This is a genomic window from Roseibium aggregatum (genome assembly GCF_017309185.1).
Classification (GTDB): Bacteria; Pseudomonadota; Alphaproteobacteria; order Rhizobiales; family Stappiaceae; genus Roseibium; species Roseibium aggregatum_B.
The window spans coordinates 197751-210399 of record NZ_JAEKJZ010000003.1 but is presented as its reverse complement, the minus strand read 5'-3'; the positions used below and the strand labels follow the sequence as shown (position 1 = coordinate 210399).

General features: G+C 61.9%; 13 protein-coding genes. 8 read left to right on the top strand and 5 right to left on the bottom strand.

The genetic code is table 11. The annotated features are described in order from the left end of the window. Window positions 1–43 precede the first annotated feature (43 nt). From JF539_RS16145 to JF539_RS16130, 4 genes are all read right to left on the bottom strand, one after another. Window positions 44–1093 (bottom strand): TRAP transporter substrate-binding protein, encoded by a 1050-nt coding sequence (locus tag JF539_RS16145; protein WP_207141732.1) that lies wholly within the window; start codon window positions 1091–1093, stop codon window positions 44–46. A gap of 112 nt (window positions 1094–1205) precedes the next feature. After that, window positions 1206–2546 (bottom strand): TRAP transporter large permease, encoded by a 1341-nt coding sequence (locus tag JF539_RS16140; RefSeq protein ID WP_207141731.1) that lies wholly within the window; start codon window positions 2544–2546, stop codon window positions 1206–1208. After that, the gene (locus tag JF539_RS16135) at window positions 2546–3142 is read right to left on the bottom strand and encodes a TRAP transporter small permease subunit (RefSeq protein WP_207141730.1); all 597 of its coding nucleotides are present in this window, start codon (window positions 3140–3142) and stop codon (window positions 2546–2548) included. Before JF539_RS16135 ends, JF539_RS16140 begins: the two co-directional genes overlap by 1 nt. Next, on the bottom strand, window positions 3135–3905 hold the full coding sequence (locus JF539_RS16130) for an N-formylglutamate amidohydrolase (RefSeq protein WP_207141729.1): 771 nt from the start codon (window positions 3903–3905) through the stop codon (window positions 3135–3137). Before JF539_RS16130 ends, JF539_RS16135 begins: the two co-directional genes overlap by 8 nt. A 185-nt stretch (window positions 3906–4090) precedes the next feature. On the opposite strand from JF539_RS16130, the gene JF539_RS16125 reads away from it, so the two are divergent. The 8 genes from JF539_RS16125 (at window position 4091) to JF539_RS16090 (ending at window position 11628) form a co-directional block, all read left to right on the top strand. Beyond that, window positions 4091–4960, top strand: coding sequence for a MurR/RpiR family transcriptional regulator (locus JF539_RS16125; RefSeq protein ID WP_207141728.1), 870 nt, complete (start codon window positions 4091–4093; stop codon window positions 4958–4960). Window positions 4961–5179: 219 nt separating this feature from the next. Then, window positions 5180–5683 (top strand): NUDIX domain-containing protein, encoded by a 504-nt coding sequence (locus tag JF539_RS16120; protein WP_268957568.1) that lies wholly within the window; start codon window positions 5180–5182, stop codon window positions 5681–5683. Beyond that, window positions 5676–7310, top strand: a complete 1635-nt coding sequence (locus tag JF539_RS16115) for a phosphotransferase (protein WP_207141727.1) — start codon at window positions 5676–5678, stop codon at window positions 7308–7310. Before JF539_RS16120 ends, JF539_RS16115 begins: the two co-directional genes overlap by 8 nt. Beyond that, on the top strand, window positions 7303–8193 hold the full coding sequence (locus tag JF539_RS16110) for a GAK system ATP-grasp enzyme (protein ID WP_207141726.1): 891 nt from the start codon (window positions 7303–7305) through the stop codon (window positions 8191–8193). Before JF539_RS16115 ends, JF539_RS16110 begins: the two co-directional genes overlap by 8 nt. Continuing rightward, window positions 8190–9281 (top strand): HprK-related kinase B, encoded by a 1092-nt coding sequence (locus JF539_RS16105; protein ID WP_207141725.1) that lies wholly within the window; start codon window positions 8190–8192, stop codon window positions 9279–9281. The genes JF539_RS16110 and JF539_RS16105 overlap by 4 nt, the downstream gene beginning before the upstream one ends. A gap of 4 nt (window positions 9282–9285) precedes the next feature. Continuing rightward, window positions 9286–9987, top strand: coding sequence for a histidine phosphatase family protein (locus JF539_RS16100; RefSeq protein ID WP_207141724.1), 702 nt, complete (start codon window positions 9286–9288; stop codon window positions 9985–9987). A gap of 16 nt (window positions 9988–10003) precedes the next feature. After that, a complete protein-coding gene (locus JF539_RS16095; protein ID WP_207141723.1) occupies window positions 10004–11356 on the top strand; it encodes a metallophosphoesterase family protein in 1353 nt (450 codons plus the stop codon). Then, window positions 11353–11628, top strand: a complete 276-nt coding sequence (locus JF539_RS16090; protein WP_207141722.1) for an amphi-Trp domain-containing protein — start codon at window positions 11353–11355, stop codon at window positions 11626–11628. The genes JF539_RS16095 and JF539_RS16090 overlap by 4 nt, the downstream gene beginning before the upstream one ends. 28 nt (window positions 11629–11656) lie before the next feature. On the opposite strand, the gene hypE is transcribed toward JF539_RS16090, so the two are convergent. Further along, window positions 11657–12646, bottom strand: coding sequence for a hydrogenase expression/formation protein HypE (gene hypE / locus JF539_RS16085; protein WP_207142035.1), 990 nt, complete (start codon window positions 12644–12646; stop codon window positions 11657–11659). Window positions 12647–12649: the final 3 nt, after the last annotated feature.

Below are 12649 nucleotides of genomic sequence, written 5' to 3'. Positions count from 1 at the left end.
AATTTCCGGCCCGGGGGACACCCCGGGCCGGCGCTGTCATGTATCAGGAGTAGCGGTAAGGCCGTCCGGCCTTCTGCATGTCCTGGTTATACTTCTTGAAGATCTCGACGACCTTCGCCTTGGTCGGCGATTCCGCGGCGATCTCGTCCCAGAACGCCATCGCGGCTTCCTCGACAGTGGCCCATTCCGCATCCGGGATGGAGGTCAGTTCCATCTTGGTGCCGTTGACGCGCAGGTTGGCTTCGCCGCCCCAGTACCACCACTGGCGATAGTAGTGCGACGCGTCCATGGCGAGCTGCAGCATCGTCTTCAGGTGATCGGGCAGCTCGTTCCAGCGTTCCTGGTTGGCGAAGAAGGATCCCGCCCAGGCACCGGAGATGTTGTTGGTCAGGAAGTAGTTGGTCACATCCGCCCAGCCGACGGTGTAGTCCTCGGTGATGCCGGACCAGGCGATGCCGTCGAGTTCACCGGTCTGAACGGCGACCTCGATGTCTTCCCACGGCAGGGTGACCGGAACGACACCGAACTGGCTCATGAAGCGGCCGGCCGTCGGGAAGGTGAAGACGCGCTTGCCTTCCAGGTCCTTCAGCGAGCGGATCGGATCCTTGGTGGCGAAGTGGCACGGATCCCAGGAACCGGCGGAGATGTGCTTCACGCCGACCTTGGCGTATTCCTCTTCCCAGATCTCCTTCAGGCCGTACTGGTTGAAAAGAACCGGCACGTCCAGGGAATAACGGGACGCGAACGGGAAGTAGCCGCCGAACACGGTGACTTCCGTCGGAGACGCCATCGAGTCGTCGTCGGACTGCACTGCGTCGATCGTGCCCTGCTGCATGGCGCGGAACAGCTCGCCGGTCGGAACGAGCTGGTCGGCGGTGTAGAGCTCGATCTCCATCTCGCCATTGGCGGCCTTGTTGAAGGCGTCGATATGCGGCTTGATCACATGTTCGGCAAGAGCCGGGCCGGCATAGGTCTGCAGCCGCCACTTGATCGGCGCCTGGCCGTGCACGGCGGGGGCTGCCAGCGTGGTCGCGCCGGCAGCGGCAACGGTTCCTACACCTGCTTTTTTCAGAAAATCACGTCTATTCGTCATCTCAAATTCCCCTTTTACTGTACGTTTTTGCGGCCCGTCCATTTATCGGTTCTTCGTCGCCGCAGTCCAAGTCCGGTTCACCGGACGTGTTGTTGTTGTCCCGCCTCGCCCGCTATCTGCCGTAAACCAGGTCCGGCAGCCAGAGCGCGATCTGCGGGAAGACCATCACGAGCGCGAGCGCCGCGACCATCACCAGAACAAACGGCGTTATGGAGCCGTAGATATCCCGCATGGTGATTTCCTTGGGCGCCATCGCCCGCATCAGGAAGAGATTGTAACCGAACGGCGGTGTCATGTAGGCGATCTGCGTCGTGATCGTGTAAAGCACGCCGTACCAGATCAGCACCTCTCCCCTGGGCATTCCGAGATCCAGGGTGCCGACGAGCGGCACATAGAGCGGCGCGACGATCACCAGCATGGCCGTATCGTCCAGAAATGTTCCCATGACCAGGAAGGAAAGCTGCATCAGGATCAGGATCATCCAGGGTGACAGGCCGAGCTGCTCGGTGAAGAGGTTCTCGATCGCCTTGACCGCGCCGAGCCCGTCAAAGACCGCCCCGAAGCCGAGCGCCGCCAGGATGATCCACATGAACATGCACGAGATGCCGAGCGTGTTTTTCATGCAGATGACGAGAATATCGTACGTCAGCCGGCCCCGGACCAGCGCGGCGATCGTCGCGGCCAGAGCGCCGATCACGGAGCTTTCCACCAGGCTGGTGAACCCCGTGACGAAGGGCACCATCATGGCCGCGAAAATCAGGATCGGCAGGACACCGGCCAGAAGCAGCCCGTATTTCCCGTCTTTCGATGCAGCCCGTTCCTCCTCGCTCAAGGCCGGCCCAAGCTGAGGCTGGAACTTGCAGCGGACGGCAATGTAGATCACGAACATGCCCGCCATCATCAGGCCCGGCACGATGCCGGCCAGCCAGAGCTGCCCCACGGGCGCGCGGGCGATCATGGCGTAAAGCACAAGCACCACGGAGGGCGGCACCAATATGCCCAGCGAAGAACCCGCCTGAATGACCCCGGTCACCATGCGCTTGTCGTATTTGCGTTTCAGGAGTTCGGGCAGCGCGATGGTCGCGCCGATGGCCATGCCCGCGACCGACAGGCCGTTCATGGCGGAGATCAGGACCATGAGCAGGATCGTACCGATGGCGAGACCGCCGTTCACCGGTCCCATCCAGACATGGAACATCTTGTAGAGATCGTCGGCGATCTTGGTTTCCGACAGGATGTAGCCCATGAAGATGAACATCGGCAGGGTGAGAAGCGGATACCACTTCATCAGCTTCATGGCCGCAGAGAACGGGATATCGCCACCGCCGGTGCCCCAGAGCGCCAGGGCCGCGATGGCGGCAATGCCGCCGATAGCGCCGAAGACCCGCTGCCCCGTCAGGAGCATCAGCATCATCGACGAGAACATGAGGAGAGCGATCATCTCATAAGACATCAGATCGCTTCCCCCCTGATGGTTGCAATGTCCTTCAGGAATTCGGAAATGGCCTGCAGGAGCATCAGGAAGAACCCGATGATCATGACGAGCTTGACCGGCCACAAGTAGGGCCGCCACGCGGTCGGACTGCGCTCGATAAACCCGAGCTTTTCGCCCGCGGCCTCAGGACCGCCGGTGACGAAAGCGGTGATCAGGTCCCAGTAGAAAGCGAAGGGTTCCTTGCCGAAATACCCGAGCGAATAGGCCATGGAGTTCAGAGCCCCGTAGAGCAGCACGCCGAGATAGAACAGCAGCAAGAACACGGTAAAGGCATCGAACCAGGCTTTCTTTTCCGCGCTCCACTCCGCGTAGAACAGATCCATTCGGACGTTCGAGCTCAGCTGGATCGAATAGGGACCGCCGAGCACGTAGTAGGCGACCATCGCGAACTGCGCGACTTCCAGGGTCCAGAGCGAGGGGTTGAAGGCCATCTTAGAGATCGCGGACCAGAGCAGAATGCCCGCCATGACGAAGATCCCCCACATGATGATCTTGCCAAGCCCCCGGTTGAAGCCGTCGACCAGGTGAACGTAAACCCGCGCGATCCTAGGCATCCACACCTCCCGGACCGGCCGCGAGCAGGGACTGCACCGCCTTTTCAAGAACCGGCGTCAACATCCGGCTCCAGCGCGCCTCTTCCTCCACGGTCTTCACTTCGTCGTTGCGGATCTCAATCATCAGGCACGGCAACCGCCGGTCCTGGCCGTGACGGCGGACGGTGTAATAGACACCGTCGGAAGGCGCGTAAGGTTCGTTGTCGCCAACGGTGAGGTCGCCGCGGTCCTTAAGGTCGGCAATCACACTGTCCGCGAGCCGCCGGTCCGTTTCCGAGATCAGTCCGATCTCCCAGGGGCGCTCCTCGCCTTTATAGACGGGTGTGTAGGTGTGGATCGAAACGAGTGCCGTCGGCACGCCGCTCTCCGCGCGCAGGTCGAGGACCTTGTCGATCGCATCGTGAAACGGCCGGTGCGCCAGCTCGATCCGGAACGCCTTCTCGGACGCCGGCAGGTTCTCGTTGCCCGCGATTCTGGTCGTCTCACTCAAGCAAGGGATCAGATCCGTCCGGTTTTCCTCGCGGTTGCAGTCGATGATCAACCTGGAAACCGTGGTGTAGACAAGCGGCGCGTCAAGGCTTGCCGCCAACCCCTTCGCGACACCGAGCGCACCCGGGTCCCAGGCGATATGAGCAGACTTGTCGCCTTCGGACACGCCAAGGGCCACGTCATAGGGAGGCGGAAAGAAATTGGAGGCGTGGTCGCAGACAAAGACGAAAGGCCCCATGCCCTCCGGGTTCTCCACTTCAACCGCCCGGGTCATGTCACACGTCTGGTGACTTGCTCCCATTCCGTACCCCCTGAAACACCTGTTCTGCGCTTCTGTAATATTTGTTACAGGATTGCCGATCCAATTAAGTTCTGTAATATTTGATACGAAGAGAACGGCATCTGTCAAATGAAATCCGGTCCGGCGGATGCGATAAGGATCTGGAAAGGTCTGGGGACATGGAACGACCGCTATTGGAAGACATCCGAGACCGTCTGGAGGAGTTTACCGCGACGGAAAAGCGGGCGGCCCATGCTCTGATGGCGAACTATCCGATGCAGGGTCTCGGAACCGTCGCCCAGTTCGCGGAGGCCGCCGGCGTCAGTGCGCCGACCATTCTGCGCTTTGTCGCCAGGCTCGGCTTTCCGGGCTTTGCCGAATTCCAGAAAAAACTGCGCGGCGAACTGGAAAGCCAGCTCAATTCGCCGCTTGCCCGCAGCGACCGGCTGCCCGCCGAGCCCGGAGGCGATCCGCTTGTCAGCCAGCTTCTGGAAAATGTCGAGGAAACCTTCGCCCATCTGCCCAAGGGGGAGCTGACGGCGCTCACGAAACTTCTGGCAGACGAGCGCAAGACACTGCACCTGATCGGTGGCCGTTTCACCGACGGCCTTGCCCGCTATATGGCGGCGCATCTTCGGATCGTGCGCGCCAACGTCAATCATGTCGCCGGGCAGCAGGGCAACTGGCTCGATCAACTCATCGGCATCGGCCCGAAGGACGTCATCGTCGTCTTCGATATCAGGCGCTACCAGACCGAGCTTGTCCATTTCGCCGAGGCCGCCGCAAGACAGGGGGCGACCGTGGCGCTGATCACGGACAGCTGGATGTCGCCTGTCGGCCGGATCGCCAGTTTCGTTCTGCCCGCGCGCGTCGCCGTCCCCTCGCCCTGGGATTCCTCGCTTGCCCTTATGGCCATAGCGGAGGTCCTGATTGCCGGTGTGACCCGGGAAAATCAGGAGACCGCCCAGGAACGCATGCGCGAACTGGAGGCCCTGCGCAATGAAATCGATCCGTCGACCGAAGGCCGGGGATCGCGGCCGGATATCTGAGGCCCGCCGGAAAAGCTGCCGGCGCGTCCGCTGCAACTCCGGGTGCGATACGAACCCCTGCATAAATCGCCAGGCACCGTTCTTTAGCGAGGCTTCGCCGGTCGTCATGTGATAGGCCTTTACCAGTCGGCAAACCCGCGACTCACGCAACTGCCGCCAAAGGCCCGCAAATGCGAAAAAGGCCTCTCGGGAGAGCGCGCTGGCCCGCGGGCGGCAACACTGGAGGACAGTCCGATTCCGGCAGACCTTTCCACCCGAAGCTCCCCCTTTCGGCCCGGTATCCGCTCGACGCCGCGTGCGTTCATCCTGCGCGGTGGCAAATTGCTGGTTCAGGAAAAGCGGCATCCGCAAAAAGGCCTCTATTACACCCTACCCGGAGGCAAGCAGGATCCCGGAGAATCGCTTGCCGATACGCTCAAGCGCGAATGTCTGGAAGAAATCGGCGCCGACGTCGACGTTTTTCGGCTTCTGCACGTAGCGGAAGTCTACCGCCTCAAGACGGAAGAGGGCGAACGCCAGCATCAGCTTGATTTTGTTTTCGAATGCAGCGTTCCGGACGCCTATGAACCGGTGCTCGGACCGCACCCGGATCCGCATCAGGTCGCGACATGCTGGCTAAGTATCGACAATGCTCAACAGCTGCGTCCGGCCTATGTCACAAAACTGTTTTCACTTGGCTGTACGCGGGACCCTGAAGTCTATCTCGGACCCTATAATGACTAACCTGCCGAAAACCATCCGGGAAAATCTCCATTTTCTGTGCGCGGAGATTGACGGCCAGCTGATTCAGCTGGAAGCCTTCTTCAAGGAGCCCACAGCGGCACGGGCCTGCCGGATCATGGATCGCGCGGGATATGCCCACAATCTCAAGACGCGTATTCACACAGCCTGCCTGAGTCAGCTCTCCGGCACGAAGAAGAACGAGCGCAGGCACCTGACCCTCCGCAGCCTGGAATTCATCGCAACCGATCTCCAGCGCATTTCCAACCTGGCCCGCCAGTCATTGCGGCACGTGGAAAAAATCGAAGCCTTCGAAACGCTGGTCCCGGGGCGCTATCCTGCCCTGATCGGCCGTGTCCGCCAGGGCGTGTCCCGGATCGAGGACGCGTTTTTCAGGAACGACAGCGACCTGGCGATCGAAATCGGCCGGCACCGAGACAAGATCGAAGCCGACTATCGCAAGCTGTTCAAGATCTACACCAAGGCGATGCGTGACCCGGATGCGAAACCCGCCGATCTCGCCCACAGTCTGCTGGTCGCCAGCGAATTCCAGCGCATGGGCGATTCCATCCAGTCCATCAGCGAGGCCGTGATCTCCTCCAACATCGGTCAGGCAGTCAATTTCGAACGCTATTTCGCGTTGCAGAGCCTCATGTCGGACCTCGAGGGCAATGGCGGCGATATGAAGGTCGAATCCATCGCCGAAACCCGATCGGGAAGCAACATCTCAGCCATCAGGGACAAAAAGACTGAAGTTGTCGCCGCCGTCTTCAAGGACGGAGAGAAGAGCAAGGTGAAGGAGGAACGCGAGGGTGTGGAGAGCTGGCACTCGATCTATCCCGGCCTCGCTCCGAAAATCCTGTCCTATCAGAAGCGGAACCAGTCCGCGGCCCTTTTGATCGAGCATCTGCCCGGACTGACATTCGAGCAGATCGTGCTCAACGAATCCGACGCGCTGTGCGGCTCGGCGCTGACATGCCTCGCCAAGACGCTTCGGGACGTCTGGAAACAGACCAAGACCAGGGAACCGGCCGAACTCGGCAGCATGCAGCAGCTCGGCAAGCGCCTGGGAGAGGTGCGCCGGGTCCATCCGGAGTTCAGGAACGCGCATGTCAGCTTTTCCGGCGTGGCGATGCCCTCCATCGACAAGCTGATCGAAAAGGCGACTGCCCGCGAGGCGCAGATCTCGGCGCCTTTCTCGGTCTATATCCATGGCGACTTCAACGTCGACAACATCATCTTCGACCCCGGCGAGAACCGCATCCATTTCATCGACCTGCACCGGTCGCGCTACATGGACTATGTGCAGGACGTATCGGTCTTCATGGTGTCGAACTACCGCCTCCATGTGCTCGAGACCGAGACCCGGCAACGGATCATGCTGGTCTCTCAGGAATTCTACAAAGCCGCCCGGGCATTCGCCCGCAAACATGGCGACGAGACTTTCGAATTCCGCCTCGCGCTCGGTCTGGCCCGTTCCTTCGCGACGTCCACCCGGTTCATCTTCGACAAGTTGCACGCCCGCCGCATGTGGATGAGAGCGCGTTACCTGATCGAACAGGCGCTCGCCTGCCCACCCGGCAAGGAAGCCCGGTTCCGGCTCCAGATGAGGGAGATCTTCGTTGACTGATCTGAAAATCGGAGTAGTCGGCATTCCCGGCAAATGGTCAACCGAGGTCATTGCGGACGCGCTCGAAGCGGAGACCGGCTTTCGCTGCGTGGTCGACATGGCCGACATCGCCCTCGATCTGGAAAACCGGTCACTGATGGCGGGTTCTCAAGACCTTTGCGCGCTCGATGGACTTGTCATCAAGAAAATCAGCCAGGAATACAGCCCCGCAACCCTCGACCGGCTCGAGATGCTGCGCGTCGCCGAGGCCTCCGGGGTCAGGATCTTTTCCAAAACCCGATCGATCCTCGGACTGGTCAACCGTCTGAGCTGTACCGTCACCCTGTCGAATGCCGGCATACCGATGCCTGCGACCTGCGTCACGGAAAACGAAGCGGAGGCCTTCGACTCCGTGCGCCGCTTCGGCGGCGCCGTCTTCAAGCCGCTCTTTTCCACCAAGGCCCGCGGCATGACCCTCATGGACGCGGACATGGGCGACGCGGCGCTGAAGAAAAAGATCGCCGCGTTCAAGGCGGACAACCCGGTCATGTATCTCCAGAAGAAGGTCAACCTCTCCGGACGCGACCTCGGCATGGTGTTCCTGGGTGGAGACTATCTTGGCACTTACGCCCGCGTTGCCCAGACCGACAGCTGGAACACCACCATCCTCCACGGCGGCAAATATGAACCCTTTGAGCCGGACGAGGACCTGATCGGCCTGGCCCGGCGCGCGCAGGCGCCGTTCGACCTCGATTTCACCACTGTGGATGTCGGGCTGACGGACGAAGGCCCGATCGTCTTCGAGGTCTCCGCGTTCGGCGGCTTCAAGGGCGCACTCGAAGGGGCATCCATCGACGCCGCCACGCTCTACGCCAAACATGTGATCGGAAAGGTGCGCTCATGACCGGGATCGGCGTTCAGGACATTGCAGACGCGCTCGCACCCGCGGAGGCGACCCGTGCATGCGACCCGGTCTATCTGACGGTCGGCGGCTATGTGATCGAAGTGCGCTGCACCTCCGACAGCCTGCTGGCCGAATTGCTACGCTACTTCCAACACGTGATCTCGGCACCGGCGACGCCCGATCAGATCGTGTTCGTGCTGGGCGACCTGGAACTGCCCTTCACGGTGAACTACGCCGACTGGGCGCGCGAACCGGGAAAGACCGGACGCAAGGATGCGATCTGCGACCTGGAAAACGGCCGCACGGTCCTGAAGGTACGCACCGGCGTGCAGTTTCTGCAATCGCCCGCGTGGGCGGTTGCCTTCGGCCCGACGGAAGCCCATCCCAATCAGGTCGTCAACTTCATCAACACGCAGATCCTCAATCGCTTCCAGAGACAGGGCTGGGTCGCCTGCCATGCGGCGGCGGTGAAGACAGCTGAAAAGGGACTGGCGATTTCCGGTCTCTCGGGCGGCGGCAAATCGACGACCATGCTGCGCCTCATGGAAATCGCCGGCACGCAATACGTTACCAACGACAGGCTTCTGGTCTGCCGCAAGGACGGCGAAACGCCTGCTCTGGGCATTCCGAAACTGCCGCGCATCAATCCGGGCACCATCGTCACCAACGCCCGCCTGGCAGGCATCCTCGACGAGGAGCGCGAGGAGGAACTGCGCAACATGGAGCCGGACGAGCTCTGGCACCTGGAAGAGAAATACGATCTCTTCATCGACGATATCTACGGACCGGGCCGGATTTCCCACAGTGCCCGGCTGACGGATTTCTGGGTCCTCAACTGGTCCCGGGACAGCGACGCTCCGACGGAGCTGAAAAAGGTGGAGTTGAAGGAACGGCCCGATCTGCTCTCCGCGATCGTGAAAAGCCCCGGTCCTTTCTATCAAGATGCCGGCGGCACGTTCTGGAGGGACAGCTCGCCGCTCGACACGCAAGCCTATCTGGCCGCCCTGGCGGGCGTCCAGGTTTGGGAGGTTACCGGCCTGATCGACTTCGATGCCCTCTTTGACGCGGGCACGCAATTATTGGGATAACGCGATGACCGACCGATACGCGATACTGGTGCGCCACGGCGAATATCAACAGAAACCGGGAACCCCGAGTGCCCTTCAGCCCTTCGCCCTGACGAAGACCGGCAAGACCCAGGCGCTGGACGTCGGCCGCGAGCTTGCGGCCCTGGCCCGGACCCATGGCTTCAGACTCTCTGCCGAAATCTGCTGTTCCCGCCAGCAACGCGCCTGGCAAACCGCGACCTTGCTGGCCAGGACCCTCTCTGAAGAGGCCGCGCAAGACCTTCATGTCACCGAAGACGAGGCGCTCGCCGAACGCAGTGTCGGCGCCTTCGCCAACCTCACCATCCCCGAGATCGAGCAGATCCTGATTGACGACCCGCGCTATGAAGTGCCGCCGGAAAACTGGAAATCCAACAGCCATTACAAATTGCCGGCCCAGGGCGCCGAGAGCCTTATGGACGCCGGCCAGCGGGTCGCGGCCTTCCTCAGTTCAAAGACCGCCGACCTGTCGGGCGCACCCGGCCCGGACACGCGCATCTTCGTCGGACACGGCGCCTCCCTGCGCCACGCGGCGCATTTTCTCGGCGTTCTCCATTTCGATGAGATTCGCCACCTCAGCATGCATTACGCCAAGCCCGTCGTCCTGAAACGCGGCGCGAACGACATCTGGACGCACCACAGCGGCGCCTGGAAAGAGCGTCGCGTCCTTGAAACCGCGATCGACTGAAGAGACGCCCGAAACCATGACGATCCACTTGCCGCTGGCCCCGCTCCTGCCGCCGATCGAACCGGACCATACCGGTGAACTCGGCATTCCGGTAAGCTGCATACCCTGGCCGCTGGAGATGCCGGAGGACAGGCGGATCGTCAGCAAGTCCGCCCCCGATCTCGTCACCAGTCTTGCCCGGGCGAACGCGCTGGGGCCCTGGGACTGGCCGGACCGGCCGGTCGTCTTCATTTCCGATCTTCACGCGGATGCCGAAAGCCTTCTCCGTTCCCTGGTGGCCGCGCGCGCCATCGTCCGGCACGGGCCGGGCCTGACGCAATTCAACCTGACGCCTTTCGGCCGGAATTGTCAGGTGATTATCGGCGGCGACTGCATCGACAAAGGACCGAGCAACCTCGATCTGCTTACCAGCCTCGGCGCCCTGCGCAGCGCAGGCGCCGACCTCGTGCTTCTGGCGGGCAATCACGATCTGCGCCTGCTTCTCGGCCTTGAGGCTCTGACGGTGAAGCGCGGGTCGCTCAACGCCCACATGTTCGTGCGCATGGGCAAGAAGGTTCTGCCTCTGCTCAAGGAAATCCACGACCGGCACGTGGATACGGATCGCGATATGGCGAACCTGCCCGACGAGGCCACCTGTGTGGCCCAGATCATGCCCGGCAAGCAATGGGAAGACGAATTTCCGAAGGCGGCGCGCCGATACATGAACGAAGCGGCGATCGACCGGGAAATCAAGCGGCTCCGGCGCAAGACCCAAACCTTCATGGAGTGGGCCGGAGACTTCGGCCTGTCCGCACGGAAACTCTATGCCGCCGCCCTGAAATGCCGGGGGCTTCTCGTTGGCGGCTCCGGCGAATACGCCTGGTTCTACAGGGAGATGCGCGCCGCGCACCAGTCCGGCTCCCTGCTCTTTGTCCACGCGGGCATCGACGACCACATGGCCGGCCTGATTTCGAGCCACGGTGTTGCGCACGTCAACGAGCGTTTCAAAAGGGAAAGCCAGTCGGATCCCTTCGTCTTCTACTCCGGCACCATCGCCAACCTGATGCGCACCAAATACCGGCCGGTAGATCACCCGCTGACAGAAAAGGGCGTAGAGGACCTGCATGCTTCCGGCATCAAGCTTCTCGTCCACGGCCATGTCAACCGCCGCAGCGGCCAGGAGCTGAAATCCAAGCACGGTCTCCTGCATCTGGAAGCGGACATCACCCTCGACCGGCATTCCAGAAGCACGGAAGGTCTGGAGGGTATCGGCACGGGAGCAACGATCATCTATCCTGACGGCAACATCCTGGGGATCAGCCGCGACTTTCCGCACGCAAAGCTGTTCAACCCCGCTCACATTCTCAAACAGCACGGACTGTCGCGATGATGGAACGTAAAGGCCGGTTCCGGCACCATTCCCTTCAGGACAAGAAATCGATCCAGAAGCTTCTCGACGCGATCAAGCGCGGCATCGCCAAGGGCGAACTGCAGTTCGGCGACGACACGGGCGAAATCACCCTGGAGCCGCACGGCCTCATGAACCTGCGGGTAACGGCCACGACGGAAGACGACCAGTCCCGCCTCGACGTGCGCATCAGCTGGACCAACGACACGTCCGACAAGAAGGACAGCGGCAAGCTGAAAGTAAAGGGCGGGTAAGACCGAAGAGCCTCGATCATCATCCGCTTCAGCAAATCCTGGGCAACTGCTCGCCCGACAACCAGTCGACCACCCGCTCGCCACCGAAACCGGTGCGCATCACCACCAGATGGCCGGCATCCTCCACGACAAAGCCGATCCGCGCCGACTCAGACCCGAGCGGATGCGCGCGCATGACGGCAAGCAGGGTATCCGCGTCGGACGCCTCGCAGATGCAGATCAGCTTTCCTTCGTTGGCGGCATAAAGCGGATCGAGACCGAGCAGTTCGCAGGCGGCCGCCACGCCGGGACGCAGCGGAATGGCGTCTTCCTCCAGCACCACGCCAACCCCGGAAACCTGGGCGATCTCGTTGAGCGCCGTCGCGAGCCCCCCTCTTGTCGGATCGCGCAGAACGGCGATGCCCGGAACGGCGTCCGTCATGTTCGCGACAAGGCCGTGCAACGCGGCACTGTCAGAGCGGATCTCGGTCTCGAATTCCAGGTTTTCGCGTTTGGACAGAATGGCGACGCCGTGATCGCCGATGGGACCGGAAAGGAGCACCGCCTGCCCCGGCCGCGCCGAAGCGGGCGAAATCGCGACCCCTTCGGGCAGCACGCCGAGCCCGGCTGTGGAAATGAACACACCGTCGCCCTTGCCTCGCTCGACCACCTTGGTGTCGCCCGCCACCACGGGAACCCCGGCTTCTTCGGCGGCCCGCGCCATCGACATCGCAATCCGCTCCAGATCGCCGAGCGGAAACCCCTCTTCCAGAATGAAACTGGCCGTGAGCGACACGGGCCTGGCACCGGCCATCGCCACATCGTTCAAGGTCCCGTGAACCGACAGCGAGCCAATGTCGCCGCCGGGAAAGAACAGCGGCGAGATCACATGGGCATCGGTGGTGAGAACCAGGCGCCCCGGCGGTACGTCGAGAACCGCCGCGTCGTGTCCCTGATCGAGCGCCGGGTTTTTCAGATGCCGCTGGAACAGGTCCCTGATCAGCTCGGCCATGGCGCGGCCGCCACCGCCGTGGGTCATGTC